This window comes from Vibrio sp. NFR (assembly GCF_027587095.1).
Classification (GTDB): Bacteria; Pseudomonadota; Gammaproteobacteria; order Enterobacterales; family Vibrionaceae; genus Vibrio; species Vibrio harveyi.
The window spans coordinates 266,491-282,653 of the sequence record NZ_JAPPTN010000002.1 but is presented as its reverse complement, the minus strand read 5'-3'; the positions used below and the strand labels follow the sequence as shown (position 1 = coordinate 282,653).

Below are 16,163 nucleotides of genomic sequence, written 5' to 3'. Positions count from 1 at the left end.
CTATGTCGCTCTTCATTATGAATCTCGTACTATGCCCGTTACCGCGGGGCTAGCGCTTCCATCGAATAAATAAATTATCGATGCCTTGCCAAAACAATCTCTGGCTCTCTTCTTGCCCTTTAATCGAATAAAACACGTGCGCACTTAAATACTGCCCGTATAAATCAAAGGTCGCTTGTCGCGTATCTAAATCGGCGACAAACTCTTGGTTCTCTTTGCCTTTCTTGATTTGAATTTCGAGATAATTCAGCCAAGTATCAATCGATTTACGTAATGCAGCTTGCAACGCACAGCCTTCTTCTGCGGTGTCGTTCCAAGCATCAAGGAACATACAGCTACCTTGAAAAGAGTGATTCCACGTCATCCAAGTGTCCAACAGACCACGTACTTTACGTTCGATATTGCTGTCACCCAACTCACGCGCAGGCGCAATAACCCGCTCTGCGAATACTTGATTGGCAAACTCCAACACCGATAGTTGAAGGTTCAACTTGGAATTGAAGTGAGCAAACAAGCCACTTTTCGACATGCCACACTGCTTCGCCAACTCACCTATAGTGAGACTTTCCAACCCGTTTTCACTCGCCAGTTGGAATGCACGCTGCAATATCAGCTCTTTGGTTACTTTTCCTTTTTTCATAAATACATTTTTAGCACGGTCGTACTTTTTTACAATCTAAAGTTTACTGGTCAAACCAATGTATACCCTCTGACACACTCACGATCGCAATACATTGAGCAACTCAATGAATACGAATTTTCGAAATTTGAGATGGGTCTGATTTTCACAAACTGGTTACTATCAATTGCACATGAGTTGATTTTTTACCGCGATGAGTAAGCTATTAGCTGTTAATTTCTCAGCGATTTTTCACTTTTTTAGGTAAGTATTTATGGCAACCACAAAGAAAATTGCCAGTTTAGAGTTCGCCCGCATCATCGCAATGTTCGCGATCGTTGGCCTTCACTGTCAAATGGCACTCACGTACTGGCAATGGGATGAGGTACCTTGGGTTGGGTATATGCTTAACCAATTGGCTCGCTTTGCTGTACCACTGTTTTTCCTCATCTCCGGTTATCTAATCCAGCCTAAACTCAGCGCAAATCCCGTTGAAACACTGAAAAACTACGCTAAGCCCTTGCTTAAGATATGGCTGGTTTGGAGTGCGATTTGTCTGTTAATGCCGTTCCGTTGGCAAGTGGTTGCGGAGGCAGGCTATCTCGCTGAGCGACAAGGCTATTTGGGCTACCTGATGTCGAACCCAATTAACTCGCTGTTAGAAGGCGGCTTAGTTCATTTGTGGTTCATTCCTGCACTTGTGATTGCCGTCGCTATCATTGCATTGCTGGTTCGCGTTGGCATGGCGCAGTTGCTGCTCCCGACGGCAATATTGTTGTACGTCTATGGGGTACTCGCAGGCAGTTACATCACACTGACTGAGCTACCAGCGCCCTTCTTTACTCGCAATGGTCCGTTCTTCAGCACATTGTTGGTTGTGCTTGGTTACTTAGCGAGACAACACCAGTGGCAATGGTCTCGTAATAACACCATTCGCTTGATTTTGGTTGGTATGGCACTGCACTTTGCCGAAGCCTATTATTTGATGAACGACGAGATCGCTTTTAATTCACACGACTTCTTATTTGGCACTGTGATCTGGTCTTTAGGCGTATTCATGTGGCTTCTTGCCCATCCAAACTTTGGCAATATGCCATGGGTGTTTAAGTGGTCACCGAGCATTTTAGGTATCTACGTGAGTCATTTGCTGGTGATCATCATCATGATGAACATGGCAGGTATATTAGGGCTAGAAAACTTAGCTAAAGACGCCTTTATTTACCCAGCAACCATTGTGGTAACCCTGCTGCTTGTAAAAGGCATTGAAGCTACGCCGCTGAAAAAACTATTACTGCGCTAAATCCATTCAGCACTATGTATGGTCTGCACTACCACTTTTTGGCTAGTGCAGACTTTATAAAAATGAGAGCTCTCTCTCACTCGCCAAAATTATCATTTCTAATACTTTGTAATTTGCTTTCACTCACAAAAAACATTGTTCATTTACTTTAAATTTATCCGACATCAACAAAATGCTCATTAAACGGAGGCGGTATGTGGGCAGGTCAGGGACTCGTTCCTTTTTTAGAAATTAGCCATTGGTTAACCTATGGTTTATACGCTGCAGTAATCCTATTTGGCGCGGCGAGCATTGCGTCACTCAGAAAGTAGTGGCGCAAGCTACATCAATTCAAAACTCCTACCGTTAATTCGAGCTTACTCACACTTAACCTATTAATATGTGGCTAAAATTTCTCCAGTCAGACAAGGAGAAATGTCTATGCCAATCTACCCAATTGTCGCGTTTTGCTGTTTGATATTTTCTAGCTCCACGTTTGCAGCTGCGACCAGTGAACTTAACCTCGTCAATTCCACCGTCGGCTATGCCGCACTGATTTTCTTCACCATTGCCTACATTCTGGTAATGCTGGAAGAATACCTACAAATGCGAAAATCCAAGCCTGTACTGCTCGCCGCGGGATTAATCTGGATTTTAATTGGCTATACCTTTGCCCAACACAACCAAGCTGACGTTGCTAAAGCCGCACTGGAACACAACCTTTTGGAATACGCTGAACTTTTATTGTTCCTATTAGTGGCGATGACCTACATCAATGCGATGGAAGAACGCAGACTGTTTGATGCACTGCAAGCGTGGATGGTTGGCAAAGGTTTTGATTTCAAAAAGTTATTTTGGCTCACAGGTAGTCTTGCATTTGTGATTTCTCCTATTGCCGATAACTTGACCACAGCGCTATTAATGTGTGCAGTAGTGATGAAAGTTTCTGGCGACAACCCAAGATTTGTCAATCTTGCCTGTATTAACATCGTCATTGCCGCAAACGCTGGCGGTGCATTCAGCCCATTTGGCGATATTACGACTCTGATGGTTTGGCAGGCAGGACACGTCAGCTTTGCTGAGTTTATGCCGTTGTTTGTACCTTCTCTAATCAACTACGTCATACCTGCATTCATCATGTCGTTGTTTGTACCAAACACAAAGCCAGATACGGTTCATGAGCACATCGAACTGAAACGTGGTGCAAGACGTATCGTTGGCTTGTTTATCCTGACCATTGCAACAGCGGTTTCCTTCCACGCCGTTTTACACTTCCCTCCAGTGGTCGGCATGATGATGGGGCTCGCTTATCTGCAATTTTTTGGCTACTTCCTGCGAAAAACACTCAAACATTCTCTTGCCAAAAAAGCCGCAATGGCGATTGCCAACGGGGACGACTACGCGCTGAAACGTCTGGGTTCTGTTGTACCATTTGATGTCTTCCACCGTGTGTCTCGCGCCGAGTGGGACACCTTATTGTTCTTCTACGGCGTAGTGATGTGTGTTGGCGGTTTGAGTTTGCTTGGCTATCTCGAACTGGTTTCCAACGTGATGTACACCGAGTGGAATCCAATCTGGGCGAACGTCATGGTGGGGATACTTTCTGCCATTGTCGATAACATTCCAGTGATGTTTGCTGTGTTAACGATGGACCCAAGCATGTCGATGGGTAACTGGTTGTTGGTGACACTAACAGCAGGCGTTGGCGGTAGCTTACTGTCGATTGGTTCTGCTGCTGGCGTGGCTCTCATGGGCGCTGCGAGGGGGCAATATACTTTCTTTGGTCATCTCAAATGGGCACCAGTGATTGCTCTTGGGTACGCAGCGAGTATTGCCGCGCACCTTTGGATGAATGGCAGCTTGTTCACTTAAACTGCCTTAATCCATCGGAATAATTCTTATCGGTCTGATGGATGGTTCACGCCATCCATCACCTCTATCTCTCCCAGTTCATACGGATTTACGCCCTCTAAGCAGCCAACGTTATAGCCATATTCACTCGGATTAGAGCGGCGCTGATGGTGAGTGTAGATGCCACATTCTCCACAGAAGAAATGCTTAGCTGTGTTGGTATTAAACTGATAAAGCTTGAGTACTTCCTCACCTTGAGTGATACGAATTCCGTTCAACGGTACCGATGCGACAATCGCACCGCGACGTCGGCACATGGAACAGTCACAGCGTCGAGGCTTCTTGATTCCATTCGGTAATGACAGTTCGATTTGCACTTTTCCACAATGACAAGAAAGCTTATGCAAAGGCTGGATTGTCGTACTACCCACTTGTTTAATCATGATTTTTCCTTGTTCCTTCCCTGTTCACCTAAAGTGTGTTGTTCTTTCATGATGTTTTCTTGAACTGCATGGTAAGGAGGTATCATGAGCAAAAAACACTCCAAATCATGCCTAGACTAATGTAACTGATAAGCGGTGGGAAAAACCACTTCAGCTTATGAAGAGCACCGACCGTGTATACAACAAGCCCAAACATAGAATGACCTTCGAAGACTATACCGACTTCACACAGGCATTCCCTAGCGTGATTTATCTGCAGCGTTTAGTGAGTGGAGCACTGTTTATCGTCACTCCAATCACTGGTCCAACAACGGTGTTTTAACCCGCTTATTCAATGAATTAGCCAAGAATCCAGATTACGAGAGGGGTTGCTGATGGCTGGATTGTTAAAGCTCATCAACACAGTACTGGTGCGGTACCAAGGGGCAGTGAATGTATTGGAAAAGCCGAGTGTATGGTTCAGCGAAAGTGACCTGGGTATAGATTTCGGGAAGGTTGCCCGAGCTAGAAAGAAGAGGTAGAGCGTGCTGACCATATAAAGTTCAACACGCTCAAGGGGGTTCAGTTACTTAGTGAGCATCTCAGCCTTAACAGCCTGCCACGCTTTATGCTCGGGTGTGGTCAGGTGGATAGGACCAAAGGTACGCTCTGGGATGATTTTATCACTCAGCCTTTCTACCTCTCTGGCCACAAAGCTGCTAAACCAGATCTGATTAGGCATTCCGGGCCAATACTCGGTGAGCTGCTGACGCAGATTATCCAGCTCGTTCAGGCGACCTTTGATCTCGTTCAGCGCCTGATGCTGTGGTTTAAACAGCAACCGGGTGAACCAGTTTGAAGAAGCCTTCTCCATGTTGGTGACTTTATCTCTAAGTTCTGTCAGCGCCTGCTTAACAGGAAGCCGGGTAACCGGAAGGCCTTTCTCTCTGATCTCTGCTGTTATCGGCAACTGCTCTAGGTTGAGTTCTATCTCTCCGGCAAGACCGCGGTTTTCTCCGCTGACAGCTTTGACCATATCCCGCAGTTGCGTTAGTGATTCGTCACCGTGCAGCGGGGCGCTGGTCATTCTGGTTATAGGGACCGAGCGGAACTCTAGCTCCGGCCAATTTGTTCTGGCGTGCACCTGCAGATGACGGGCGAGTTTAACCCGAGCCATCAAAGCGGGCTGTTGATCCCGAGAGAGTTTGATCTCTTTGGTCAGCGCAGCTTTTTCACGGTTCTCAAGTATCAGAAGCTTTTGTTGTTCGGCCTTTTCTGCGGCTTTAATCGCCTCATCACTCGGCGCGCGAGTTGTCAGCCGGTTGCTGCTGTCCCACTTCAGGTAGTGGCGCAGTGCGCCAGTTTCACTCTGCACCGCTTTTTTGACCAGATTTACCAGGCTGCTTGAGCCAGCAGAAAAACGGGTATCAAAGCCCCGGTGACCTTTAAGCAGCGCTTCGAGAAATCCTTTCAACTCCTGGCGATCTTTAGGACAACTCAGCTTCATTTCGCCGTTTGCCACATTTAAGAAACGGCTGAGCATGGGATCGCCTCTTTCCAGTTGCGTTTTCAGTTTCTCCTGGTGTGAGGCCGCTTTCTTGCCAGTGAGCAGGTAGTCGGACAGTATCTGGTTGATACCGTCTGAGATCATATTACGTTCACTGGAAGTAAATTTAATCTCAGTTTTCGGTGGCTCGGCAGCAGGAGCCGGCGCGTTTTTTGGCGCTGCTTCAGCTTTTGTTTCCTGAGGCTTAGCTTTGGTTGTCTGCTCCGCTTTAGTCACCGCTTCGGCAGGCAGTGTTTTAGCGGCTTTTACCTTGCCGTGAGAAAGGCGCAGGTACGAGCCCAGAATATTGTCTTTGCTCTCTAAAGGTCGGGTTAACGCTTTATACATAGAGCCGAACCTTGAGTGACCTTCTAGCATCAGGTTAAACATTTCTGCCAGTTTTTGCGGCGAGCGGGGCAGTCTGATGACCCTGACTTTTTCCTGATCATCTATGGTGATCCGTCCCTTGATCTCTTCCATCTCACAATATCCGCGCAGAAACTCGCCATGCTTCTCCGGTTTATTGTCTACATATTGTTGCAGTGCGCTGCTAAAAGCTTTGGCAAGTGGCGTGAGATCCTCATCATGGATGCGAGGCGCACTCTGCAAACCTACAGGGTTCTGGCTTAGCGGCTCACTCATACTCTGTGTTGAATGCGCAGCCCCCGGAAGTTCTGATTTAGATTTTTCCAGTTTCGGCGCCTGTTGCGGTGCACTCTGATGTACCTGAGAGACACCTTTAAACAAGGTGTTGAGAAGTTTAGTTACCGGCATAATGACTCCTTAACCTTTTAACAGGTGCGCGTCGCAAAACAGAGAAGGTGCTTTAGCCTCTTCCTTTAAAGGGGCTTGAAGAGCATTTCTGGCATCAGTCGCTGTGGTTATAAAGTTGCCAAGCAGGTTCGCCAGTAGTTCCAGCTCCAACCCTTCAATCGGGTGCTGGTAGCGCAGCAGAACCTGATCGCCTTGCGGACTCAGGGCGTAGTGTGCCTGACGCAAGACGGGATTTTCAAAGTTGTGCTTAAGAAGACGGGTCAGGTGACGCTCTCTCTGCACCTCCGACATAGCCCCTAATTCTGCAAGAAACTGAAGGTGGTTGCTTCCCGCTGCCATATCGATTGCCAGCTCGATGCCTTCTTCAGTCAGCAGTGCACAACGTCCAAAGTTATCAAGCTCTAAGCAGTCCAGTTGCCAAGTGTTACCCAACTCGAGAAGCAGGTTGTTCAGAAAGGTTTGGTCGGCCGTCATCAGCACCTCCAGATACAGTCGGGGAATGAGTGTTCAGACTACCGCGCATGCAAGGGGAATTTCTTTCATTATTAGGCAAGGTTTTTTAGGTTTATTAAGCAAACGCTGATGCCAGTGGGCACGCTATTTGACCGTTTATAGCAAGCCTTCTGTTGCGCTGGATACATAATATTGCGGCTCTGCAGCTTGGTACTTACCTCTATTCACCCTGGATATCAGAGACGCTGGCTAAAGGCGTGTTAGTTCTTGTGCTGGTGCGCAGCGGACTTGTAATGCGGAAGCAAGGAAAGGTAGTAAAGTGGTTGCCGATGCGCTGTTGAACAAAATACGTACAGCAAAGAGCAACATGCCCTAGCTTAATGTGTAAAGTCTGTTAAACAGTTAACACCCACGCAATCTAGGTCGAAAACTCGACATCAATCACTTTTCACGACATTTTATTCAGCGATTTATCACTATTTGGTTGGCGTTTTGCTAACCGCATCCGTTTTGGTTTCGTACTTACAGCTAAAACGGCTTTAATACCAAGGAAAATACTTTTATGGATAAAGATCATAGCCTTAGAGAAAACCTCTTGGCCTTGACGCTCGGTAGTGCGTTGGTGTCACTTGGGGTTATCTTCTTCAGCAAGGTGGGATTGCTCACTGGCGGAACGGCCGGTTTGGCGATCTTCCTTACCAAGGTCAGTGACTTCAGTTTTGGCCAGATATTCTTCGCACTGAACCTGCCGTTCTACATTCTCTCTGTGATGCGCATGGGTTGGCGTTTTACCATCAACACTTTTATTGCGGTTTCGATCGTGTCTTTTGCGGTAGACCATTTGCATCATGTGATTGAGATTTCTCGTATTGAGCCCGTGTACGCAGCGCTACTCGGTGGTGGTTTGATTGGCATGGGCATGCTGGTAATTTTCCGCCACAAGATGAGTTTAGGTGGCTTCAACATCTTGGCGCTTTTTCTTCAGGAACGTTTTGGTATTCGAGCAGGTAAAGTACAAATGGCTCTGGACTGCACCATCGTAGTGATGTCGCTGTTTATCGTTGATGTTTACTTGATTGCTCTTTCTGTACTTGGCGCTGTGGCGACCAACTTGATCTTGGCGATGAACCACAAACCTGGGCGTTATCAGCCCAAGCCGCAGCCAGTATAAACGCAATAAACGACGAACTTAGTCTTAGCGTTCAACAGCAGCTAAAAATAAAATCCCCGAGCAATATCTCGGGGATTTTTGTTTTCAAAATTAATTTAGATGATAGCGTCGTAAGCTTAGATAGCGATGATAAGCCCCTATTCTTCAAGCACTATTTTGCCGCTGCACCGGTTAGCTTACTGAGTACACCACTCACCTTCGTCAGCACTTCATCACACCCTTCAATACCGTGGCGCTCTTTTAGATACATTGGGTTGTTGTAAGCAAGCCATGTCTTACCTTCTGCATCCTCATAAACCAGCACTTTTTGCGGTAAATCAATCGCCACTTCTTGTGCACATTGCATCAATGGCGTCCCTACTTTTGGGTTGCCAAACACGATCACTTCTGTTGGTCGTAGCGTCATATCGACCTTCGCCGCATTCTCTTGATGGTTCACGCGAGCAAACACATTCAACCCTTTACCCTGAGCAATCTGAACAAATTTATTCGCTGTATCTTGTACCGAATGTTGGCTTGCAACGCGGATAACACTCTCTTCTGCGAGGGTCGAAAATGACGCCAGAGCAACAACCAACCCAACTGTGATTACTTTTACCATCTGCAAGTTCCTTATTTTTACTATATCCAAAAATTATATACCCAAGTCACCGACTCGCGAGCATGTGGACTCAGGTCATGACTTCCCGTAATCACAATAGACCGACCAACTGGCAATAATTGATTCAGATTAATAAAGCGTTAATCAATCCAACATTAAAACTGTGAAGCACATAAAATACGCAACCTATTTTATTGAGTAAGAGTTAACTAGTGACACGCGATCAATTTGAGTTATTAGCGCCAGGTGGCGATTTAGATTCCATTAAAGCGGCCATTGCTGCAGGTGCCGATGCCATCTACTGCGGACTTGACCGCTTTAATGCACGTAACCGCGCAACCAACCTCACCTTAGATAACTTGAACGGCGTATTACAGTTGGCGCATCAGCACAATTGTAAAATTTTCCTCACGTTGAACGTGTTAATTTTGGAAAGCGAAATTCCTGCTATCGTTCGCTTACTTAGCCAGTTGAACAACACCGCGATTGACGGCGTAATCGTGCAGGATCTTGGTCTTGCTTACATTCTCAAGAACCACTTCCCAGAGTTAGATGTACACGCTTCAACCCAGCTCAACACTCACAATGAAGGACAGATTCTGTTCCTCAATCAGTTGACAGCGAGCCGCGTGAACCTCTCTCGTGAACTCAATATCCATGAAATAAAACACTTGGCTCAGTTCGGTCGTCAGCACAACGTGATGATGGAAGTGTTCGTTCACGGCTCTTACTGCATTGGTTTCTCTGGCATTTGCTACATTAGCTCAGCGCGTAATGGTGCATCGGGCAACCGTGGACGCTGTAGTCAGCCTTGTCGTGAGCAATACGAGACAACCAAGACAGGCAACAGCTACCCGCTCAACATGAAAGACAACTCAGCTTTTGGCGATCTAGAAGCGCTTGCCGATGCAGGTGTGTATTCATTGAAAGTAGAAGGTCGCATCAAGAAATCCCACTACGTATACACCGTCGTCGATAATTGGCGTAAGCAGATTGATCGCTTATGTGATGGCGTAGAGCTGTCGAGCGACACCACAGAGTTGTACACCGTATTCAACCGTGATTTCTCCAACGCATTTTTGCAAGGCGACTTCGGTAAAGCGATGTACATCGACAACCCACGCGACCATGCGGTGAAACACTTCTCAAAGATATACAAATGTGAATCCGCGGACGATGTGCAAACAGTGAAGAAGAAGCTGTACGACGACAAAACCGCAATCATCGAAAAAGTCGCCGAGAAGACGCAAGACTTCGACGTCACGGCAACACAAACCTCAGGCAGTAGTTTAAAAGGCGCAATTGATGTACCGAGTTTACCGACGCTACCTCAGCCACAAGAGCGTGAAGGGACAGCAAAACTATCGGTACTGATTTCGTCGCTAGAAGATGCTTCGCTGTGCAAATATCGCGATGTCGATGTGTACTTTCAACTACCAATGGGATTGGCGAGCGAGTTAAACGCTATGGTCGACTTATTCCAAGAAAACACGGCGTTGAAGCCTTGGTTCCCTGCAATTTTGATTGGTGACGATTACCAAGCTGCACGCAAGTTCTTAGACATTATCCAACCAGAGCTGCTGATCACCAACAACTCTGGCGTAGGCTTACTCGCTCAAGAGTTTGGATTAGGTTGGGTTGCAGGTCCACAAATGAATACGGTGAACTCATACTCGTTTAAGTGTTTGCAAGAAGAATTCGCGGCACGCGGAGCATTTATCTCAAACGAGCTGAACATGAAGCAAATGCGTCATATTAAACGCCCACACAACATGCGCAGTTACTACAGCATTTACCACCCAAATACGCTCTTAACCAGTCGCCAATGTTTGTTCCAACAAACCGAAGGTTGCCGCAAAATCAAGGTTAACAAAGGTTGTTTGAAGCGTTGTGATAAACGCACATCAATCATCAACCTCAAAGACAACCCATATGTGGTACAAAAGCAAAAAGGCAGCCATAACGCAATTTACAGCGAACATAACGTGCTGAACCTGCAAGTATTGCAAGATTTGCCGCAGCTGTTTACAGACGTGTTGATTGACCTACGTGATATCCAGACAGAAACCAAAGTCACAATCACCAAACCTGAGCTAATAGAGGCTTTTTCAACGCTGCTTGATGAACACATTGAGCAGAATGTAGACGCTCTGAATGTTGCGATTCACCCTACTGCTAATGCTCAGTATTTAAAAGGCTTATAAGCGAATAGAGCAAGATTGCACTCGCACAATTTATGGAAGACTTATACCCAATGAAGCAAGAAACGCTCAGCTACTTTGATGATCTGAATTACAGCGTTGTGACGCAATCAGAAGACGTCTATGAGCTCACGCAAAACCGCACGGGGTTGACGGTAGAGCTCAACTTCTCTGCTCTTGGTAAAGGCAAATTGCCCACAGAAAGCGCGCAAAAAACTGATAAGAAACTTTATTTTATCGATATTGATGACATCGAAAACATCGGTTTTGAAGCACTCGAATCTTTTGTCATCAGGCTGAATGAACATTGTTCCATGGTGGTGTTTGAGGAAGAATTCTTTGAACAAAGCATGAAAGAGATGTGGATGTTCTTATCGAATGATCCACGTGATCGTGACGTGTTCAACGACAGTAAATTCTATCGGGCTTAATACCCACATCATAACGGTTGAAATGCCATAAAGATAAAAAGGTGCTAGAAGACCTAGCACCTAGGTAAACATGTCATCGGGGGGAGTTTACCAAATATAATCAGTTGTTAGGGTCAACAGACCCTAGAGCTTTCCTTCACTTCCGCACATATGGATCTTATCCATCACCACCTGTTTCATCGCCGCTTTACCAGGCGTGATGTATTTACGAGGGTCGTTTGCGTCAGGGTGATGCGCAAAATGTTGTTTGACAGCATTTGAGAACGCGATCTTCAGCTCAGTCGCCACGTTCACCTTGCACACGCCAAGGTCAATACAACGACGAACCATTTCATCAGGAACACCTGATGCGCCATGCAGTACTAACGGAATATCGACAACACCACGGATTTTATCTAAGCGGTTAAAGTCGAGTTTAGGCTCCGCTTTATACAAGCCATGAGCTGTGCCAATTGCCACAGCTAACGAATCAATACCAGTACGACGAACAAACTCTGCGGCAGAAGCTGGGTCGGTCATTAGTGCATCGGCACTGTCGACAATCAGATCGTCTTCTTGACCGCCTAAACGACCTAACTCAGCTTCGACACTTGCGTCGAATCGGTTACAGTATTGAACCACCGAGCGCACAATCTCTATGTTCTGATCAAACGCATAATGCGAACCATCAATCATTACAGAACGAATACCGTGATCGACCTTAGTACAAATGTCTTGTAGGTCTTCATGGTGATCAAGATGAAGAACCAACGGGATTGAATGCTTATGTGCGGCTTCTTTACAAATACTGATCAGGTAATCGGTGCCCGCATAATCAAAAGTTCCCGGCGTGCCTGCGAGAATCACTGGGGAGCCCATCTCTGAAGCGGTTTCAACAATGACTTGGACCGTCTCTAAGTTATGAATATTAAATGCAGGCACCGCATAACCAGCTTGTTGAGCACGTTTTAGCATTTCACGGGAAGAAATTAGATACATAAAGCCTCCTGACTTGGTACGGATGCATCAAACACAAGACGCCCATTGACCCAAGTTTTTACAATTGAGAAATCTGATTTAACAGCGACCATAGATGCGCGCTTTCCGGCTTCTAGGGTGCCTAATTGGTGTTGCAAACCTAACGATTGAGCCGGAGTTAACGATGCCATCAACCAAGCTTGCTCTAGTGGGATGTTTAGCCATTTATGAATATTTTTAACTGCTTGCGGCAAGGTCAAAGTGCTGCCTGCCAAACTTCCACTTTCTGTAGTAACGACGCCGCCTTTCATTTGCACTTCATATTCACCAAGCGTGTAGCGACCATCAGGCATGCCTGTCGCACTCATAGCATCGGTAATCAGCGTCATGCGTTGACCACAGCAGCGATGCGCGACATCTATAGCAGCAGAGTGAACGTGATGCCCATCGGCAATCATTTCGACATAGCTATTGGGGTGGATAAGCCCTGCCCCAACGACTCCTGGATCTCGGTGATGTAGACCACGCATGCCGTTGTAGCAGTGGACAATGCCATTTGCGCCCGCATCCAACGCCTGTTTCACTTGGTCGTAACTCGCATCAGTATGCCCAAGCATCACTTTAATACCCTGTTTATTCAGGTAACGAATCGCATCGATTGCCCCGTCTTTTTCTGGAGCCAGTGCGACGGTGACGAGCTGGTCATCACAATAAGAAATCCACTGCTCCAACTCTTCGAGCGATAAATCTCTAAACCATGTCGTCGGGTGCGCGCCGCGATTCTTCTCGGTGAAATAAGGTCCCTCTAGATACGCACCTAAGATCTCAGCACCATCAACGCCATGTCGTTTACTCACAGCAACTTGCTTTAACGCGGCACGAATTTTTGCCACAGGAGCGGTTACGGTTGTGGCAACAAATGCGGTAACGCCCAAGCTCGCGAAATAGCGAGACATCGTATTGAGGCTGTCATGCTCGGCATCCATAACGTCACAGCCTTTGGCTCCATGCACATGACTGTCAATCAGACCGGGTAGTATGCTCACCTCACCTAAGTCAATAAAATCAATATGTTGATGAGAGTTGAATGGCTCAACAGAATCAATCACTCCATTTTCGTTGATGCGAATTAGCCCATCATCAAGCCATCTATCACCTTGCAATACACGCTGAGCTCGGTAGCAAGAATGTCTTGCACGATCTTGTTCAGATGCCATCTTCTTCTACCGTTCCCACATGTTTGGCTTTCTCAGCCATTTCAGCACTCAACGAGGTAATGCCACGATGCCCACAAGCCAGCGCTTGATCGCGAAACTCAGCGAGATCGAGTTCATCGCGTTCCAAAAGCATCTCAGCCGCCATCTGCATGTTTGTTCCCGTTACAACCTGGACATCGTCACGCTCTTGACTGATCAGTGATGCAGTACGAAAAGGTGTACCTCCCAACAAATCAGTCAGGAAAACAATACCTTCGCCAGAATCAACTTCATTAATCGCCTCGCGCATTGACACTTCCAGTTGCGGAGTCGTTGCCTCTTCTGGAAAGTCGATAAACTTAAATTGAGGTTGCTCCCCAATAACCTGAAACACCGCTTTGGCAAGACCGGAAGCAAACCCTCCGTGACCAGATAGAATTACAGCAATCATTTACGTTTCCTTAATGGGGCAGAGTACTCTACCCCAATGTTTTGTGTGTCCAATGTGATTTATAAGAAACCCATAAAACGCCCAACAACGCCTAACACCACGGTGATACCAATAAGTTTTAGCGGGCTCCAACCACGCTTGACGAGCGCGTACATAGCTAGGGTGTAGACCAATGGAAGAAACGCTGGCATGAGTTTATCGATCACATCGCCTTGCAGTTTCACCACGGCATCACCGGCGGTAATTTCTGCGGTCGTCGATAGACGAACATAAGTCGCCACCAAAGCACCTATCACCGTCATACCTACCATCGAAGCCGCGTGTCCGACTTTCTTCGTGTTGGCTTTGATAACAGGGATAGCAGCAACCCCCATGCGATACGCATAATGTGCGAGACCAAATCGCAGACCAAAATGCACCACGTTAAACAGCACAATAAAGAACACCGCACCCATGATGGAGCCTTGCAGCGCAAGGTCTGCACCGATACCGCCGCAAATAGGAAGAAGAGTCAGCCAGAACATCGCATCACCGATGCCACCCATTGGTGCACCAACCGCAATCTTGGTGCTCTGAATACTGCTGACGTTTTGCTTGGAGCGTTCCATCGCCAGAACGATCCCCATGACAAATGTCACCAAGAACGGGTGAGTATTGAAGAACCCCATATGACCTTGCATTGCTTTAGATAGGTCAGCTTTATTGGTGTGAATCTTCTTCAGCGCAGGCAGTAGTCCGTACAACCAACCAGAAGCCTGCATACGTTCGTAGTTGAAAGACGCTTGGAGTAACAGCGAGCGCCACGCCATACGATTGATGTCTGCTTTGGTTAGATCTGCACCAATCTCTTTATTTTCATACTCATCTTCAGCCACGCCAGGAGCTGGCTGCACATCAACATTTTGGCTACGAAGGTCGAGTTCGTTACTTACATTAGATTCCATCTTCAAAGTCCTCAGCAGGTGCAGTTACAGGAGTGGGTTCCGTTTTACGCATGAAGTCGATAATGGCCATGGCCGTCGCAGCCGCGGCAATCGCTAAGATTGGCAGTTGAAGCCAAGCTGCAGCGACGAAGCCAAGGATGAAGTAAGGAATGTAGGCGTTCTTCATCATGATTTTCATCAAGACAGCAAAGCCTATTGCAGGCATGATGCCACCAGCGACGCCTAAGCCATCAATGAGATCTTTCGGTAGTACTTCAACGATTTTCCCTGCATGTTCAGCCCCAAGATAAACGGGTAAGAATGCACACAGAAAGTAGAAAGAACCGAGTACAGCAAGTGCCATATAGTTCACGCGTTCAATACCATTGGTATCCGCATTTTGTGCGTACTCGTCACACTTAGACATGACCGCAGACATCGCAGAGAAGAGCAGCGTAATGCCCATCTGTACGGCAACGGCGAAAGGCACAGCGACACCAACCGCAACATTTGGCTCGACTTTGGTTGTAATCGCGAAAGCCGTACCCACGATGGTGCCGATGATAACGTTTGGTGGTTGAGCCCCCGCAAGAGGGGCAAGTCCCATCCAAATCAATTCAAGCGTACCGCCGACCAAGATACCGGTTTGCAAGTCGCCTAAAATCAGACCAACAAGTGGACCAAGCACCACCGGACGGTGGAAGTGAGTAAGACCATTAAATAAATCTAGGCCAGCAAAAAAGGCTAAGATGCCGAGCATCAAGGCCTGTAAGAGTCCTATTTCCATGATTTCTTTCCTATTGTTAGATAAGAGTAAAGAGGTCAGTCGCACTTTCAGTTGGCACCCCTTGGATCGTGCATTTCACCCCTAGTGCTTTTAATTTTTCAAACTCCGCAACGTCTTCAGTTCCAACTGAAACCGTCTTGGCAATTTGCTTTTTCCCCTCAACGTAGTGCATGTTTCCGACGTTGATATTGCTAATTGGCACACCACCTTCCACCAATTGGCGGAAATCTTTTGGTGTGCGACAAACCATTAGAATTCGTTGGCGTTCAGCCGCTTTATGGATGGTGTCGATGGTCTTTTTCACCGTCCAAAATCGGATTGCGATGCCATCTGCTAGCACCATCTCCATTAAGTTCTGTTGAATGGTGTCTTCTGCTACCTCATCGTTCACAACGACAATAATGTTGGCATCCGCAAAACCTACCCATTGCACACCCACTTGCCCATGGACGAGGCGCTCATCAATACGACTTAACACGATATTTGGCATGATCTATTCCT

Annotated in this window: 16 protein-coding genes and 1 pseudogene; 6 read left to right on the top strand and 11 right to left on the bottom strand. The window is 46.8% G+C overall.

The features are described from left to right. Nucleotides 1–49: 49 nt before the first annotated feature. On the bottom strand, nucleotides 50–640 hold the full coding sequence (locus OH463_RS04875; RefSeq protein ID WP_005448982.1) for a TetR/AcrR family transcriptional regulator: 591 nt from the start codon (nucleotides 638–640) through the stop codon (nucleotides 50–52). Between the two features lie 253 nt (nucleotides 641–893). Here OH463_RS04875 and OH463_RS04870 point away from each other — a divergent pair, with 253 nt between their 5' ends. Both OH463_RS04870 and nhaD read left to right on the top strand, forming a co-directional pair. Then, nucleotides 894–1,919, top strand: coding sequence for an acyltransferase (locus OH463_RS04870; RefSeq protein WP_050933250.1), 1,026 nt, complete (start codon nucleotides 894–896; stop codon nucleotides 1,917–1,919). A 420-nt stretch (nucleotides 1,920–2,339) separates the two neighbouring features. Then, a complete protein-coding gene (nhaD, locus tag OH463_RS04865; RefSeq protein WP_009696610.1) occupies nucleotides 2,340–3,770 on the top strand; it encodes a sodium:proton antiporter NhaD in 1,431 nt (476 codons plus the stop codon). Nucleotides 3,771–3,796: 26 nt separating this feature from the next. On the opposite strand, the gene OH463_RS04860 is transcribed toward nhaD, so the two are convergent. After that, on the bottom strand, nucleotides 3,797–4,192 hold the full coding sequence (locus tag OH463_RS04860) for a GFA family protein (protein WP_050934874.1): 396 nt from the start codon (nucleotides 4,190–4,192) through the stop codon (nucleotides 3,797–3,799). A 107-nt stretch (nucleotides 4,193–4,299) separates the two neighbouring features. On the opposite strand from OH463_RS04860, the pseudogene OH463_RS04855 reads away from it, so the two are divergent. Then, nucleotides 4,300–4,640 (top strand): annotated as a pseudogene (locus tag OH463_RS04855) (transposase); the annotation flags it as partial. A gap of 117 nt (nucleotides 4,641–4,757) precedes the next feature. Here OH463_RS04855 and OH463_RS04850 read toward each other — a convergent pair. Together OH463_RS04850 and OH463_RS04845 are read right to left on the bottom strand one after the other, a co-directional pair. Further along, complete coding sequence (locus tag OH463_RS04850; protein WP_269990681.1) at nucleotides 4,758–6,491, bottom strand: hypothetical protein; 1,734 nt, start codon at nucleotides 6,489–6,491, stop codon at nucleotides 4,758–4,760. Nucleotides 6,492–6,500: 9 nt separating this feature from the next. After that, nucleotides 6,501–6,965, bottom strand: a complete 465-nt coding sequence (locus OH463_RS04845; RefSeq protein WP_269990680.1) for a CesT family type III secretion system chaperone — start codon at nucleotides 6,963–6,965, stop codon at nucleotides 6,501–6,503. A 541-nt stretch (nucleotides 6,966–7,506) separates the two neighbouring features. Between OH463_RS04845 and OH463_RS04840 the strand changes: the two genes are divergently transcribed. Further along, the gene (locus OH463_RS04840) at nucleotides 7,507–8,115 is read left to right on the top strand and encodes a YitT family protein (protein WP_005448966.1); all 609 of its coding nucleotides are present in this window, start codon (nucleotides 7,507–7,509) and stop codon (nucleotides 8,113–8,115) included. 151 nt (nucleotides 8,116–8,266) lie between these two features. Here OH463_RS04840 and OH463_RS04835 read toward each other — a convergent pair whose 3' ends face one another. Then, entirely contained in the window at nucleotides 8,267–8,716 is a 450-nt protein-coding gene (locus tag OH463_RS04835; RefSeq protein WP_005448963.1) for a DUF302 domain-containing protein, read from the bottom strand. A gap of 212 nt (nucleotides 8,717–8,928) precedes the next feature. Between OH463_RS04835 and OH463_RS04830 the strand changes: the two genes are divergently transcribed. Further along, on the top strand, nucleotides 8,929–10,920 hold the full coding sequence (locus OH463_RS04830) for a peptidase U32 family protein (RefSeq protein WP_269990679.1): 1,992 nt from the start codon (nucleotides 8,929–8,931) through the stop codon (nucleotides 10,918–10,920). 32 nt (nucleotides 10,921–10,952) lie between these two features. Continuing rightward, nucleotides 10,953–11,348, top strand: a complete 396-nt coding sequence (locus OH463_RS04825) for a hypothetical protein (protein WP_050934878.1) — start codon at nucleotides 10,953–10,955, stop codon at nucleotides 11,346–11,348. Between the two features lie 123 nt (nucleotides 11,349–11,471). Here the strand turns inward: OH463_RS04825 and OH463_RS04820 are convergent, their stop codons facing one another. The 6 genes from OH463_RS04820 to agaV are packed head-to-tail and all read right to left on the bottom strand — an operon-like array spanning nucleotide 11,472 to nucleotide 16,152. Beyond that, entirely contained in the window at nucleotides 11,472–12,326 is an 855-nt protein-coding gene (locus OH463_RS04820) for a tagatose bisphosphate family class II aldolase (RefSeq protein ID WP_005448957.1), read from the bottom strand. Continuing rightward, on the bottom strand, nucleotides 12,317–13,522 hold the full coding sequence (gene nagA / locus OH463_RS04815; RefSeq protein ID WP_269990678.1) for an N-acetylglucosamine-6-phosphate deacetylase: 1,206 nt from the start codon (nucleotides 13,520–13,522) through the stop codon (nucleotides 12,317–12,319). Before nagA ends, OH463_RS04820 begins: the two co-directional genes overlap by 10 nt. After that, nucleotides 13,512–13,952 carry a PTS galactosamine/N-acetylgalactosamine transporter subunit IIA gene (agaF, locus tag OH463_RS04810; protein WP_005448952.1) on the bottom strand — a complete coding sequence of 147 codons (441 nt, stop codon included), beginning with the start codon at nucleotides 13,950–13,952 and terminating at the stop codon, nucleotides 13,512–13,514. The genes nagA and agaF overlap by 11 nt, the downstream gene beginning before the upstream one ends. A 59-nt stretch (nucleotides 13,953–14,011) precedes the next feature. Then, nucleotides 14,012–14,896, bottom strand: a complete 885-nt coding sequence (gene agaE / locus OH463_RS04805) for a PTS N-acetylgalactosamine transporter subunit IID (protein WP_005448950.1) — start codon at nucleotides 14,894–14,896, stop codon at nucleotides 14,012–14,014. Further along, nucleotides 14,886–15,662 (bottom strand): PTS N-acetylgalactosamine transporter subunit IIC, encoded by a 777-nt coding sequence (gene agaW, locus OH463_RS04800; protein ID WP_005448948.1) that lies wholly within the window; start codon nucleotides 15,660–15,662, stop codon nucleotides 14,886–14,888. Before agaW ends, agaE begins: the two co-directional genes overlap by 11 nt. Before the next feature lie 16 nt (nucleotides 15,663–15,678). Continuing rightward, on the bottom strand, nucleotides 15,679–16,152 hold the full coding sequence (agaV, locus tag OH463_RS04795; RefSeq protein WP_005448946.1) for a PTS N-acetylgalactosamine transporter subunit IIB: 474 nt from the start codon (nucleotides 16,150–16,152) through the stop codon (nucleotides 15,679–15,681). Nucleotides 16,153–16,163 lie beyond the last annotated feature (11 nt).

Excerpts from the sequence above, each read along its gene's own strand:
- agaW (WP_005448948.1), bottom strand. The coding sequence starts at position 15,662 with ATGGAAATAGGACTCTTACAGGCCTTGATGCTCGGCATCTTAGCCTTT.
- OH463_RS04840 (WP_005448966.1), top strand. The coding sequence starts at position 7,507 with ATGGATAAAGATCATAGCCTTAGAGAAAACCTCTTGGCCTTGACGCTC.
- OH463_RS04825 (WP_050934878.1), top strand. The coding sequence starts at position 10,953 with ATGGAAGACTTATACCCAATGAAGCAAGAAACGCTCAGCTACTTTGAT.
- OH463_RS04820 (WP_005448957.1), bottom strand. The coding sequence starts at position 12,326 with ATGTATCTAATTTCTTCCCGTGAAATGCTAAAACGTGCTCAACAAGCT.
- OH463_RS04870 (WP_050933250.1), top strand. The coding sequence starts at position 894 with ATGGCAACCACAAAGAAAATTGCCAGTTTAGAGTTCGCCCGCATCATC.
- nhaD (WP_009696610.1), top strand. The coding sequence starts at position 2,340 with ATGCCAATCTACCCAATTGTCGCGTTTTGCTGTTTGATATTTTCTAGC.
- agaF (WP_005448952.1), bottom strand. The coding sequence starts at position 13,952 with ATGATTGCTGTAATTCTATCTGGTCACGGAGGGTTTGCTTCCGGTCTT.
- nagA (WP_269990678.1), bottom strand. The coding sequence starts at position 13,522 with ATGGCATCTGAACAAGATCGTGCAAGACATTCTTGCTACCGAGCTCAG.
- OH463_RS04835 (WP_005448963.1), bottom strand. The coding sequence starts at position 8,716 with ATGGTAAAAGTAATCACAGTTGGGTTGGTTGTTGCTCTGGCGTCATTT.
- agaE (WP_005448950.1), bottom strand. The coding sequence starts at position 14,896 with ATGGAATCTAATGTAAGTAACGAACTCGACCTTCGTAGCCAAAATGTT.
- OH463_RS04845 (WP_269990680.1), bottom strand. The coding sequence starts at position 6,965 with ATGACGGCCGACCAAACCTTTCTGAACAACCTGCTTCTCGAGTTGGGT.
- agaV (WP_005448946.1), bottom strand. The coding sequence starts at position 16,152 with ATGCCAAATATCGTGTTAAGTCGTATTGATGAGCGCCTCGTCCATGGG.
- OH463_RS04850 (WP_269990681.1), bottom strand. The coding sequence starts at position 6,491 with ATGCCGGTAACTAAACTTCTCAACACCTTGTTTAAAGGTGTCTCTCAG.
- OH463_RS04875 (WP_005448982.1), bottom strand. The coding sequence starts at position 640 with ATGAAAAAAGGAAAAGTAACCAAAGAGCTGATATTGCAGCGTGCATTC.
- OH463_RS04860 (WP_050934874.1), bottom strand. The coding sequence starts at position 4,192 with ATGATTAAACAAGTGGGTAGTACGACAATCCAGCCTTTGCATAAGCTT.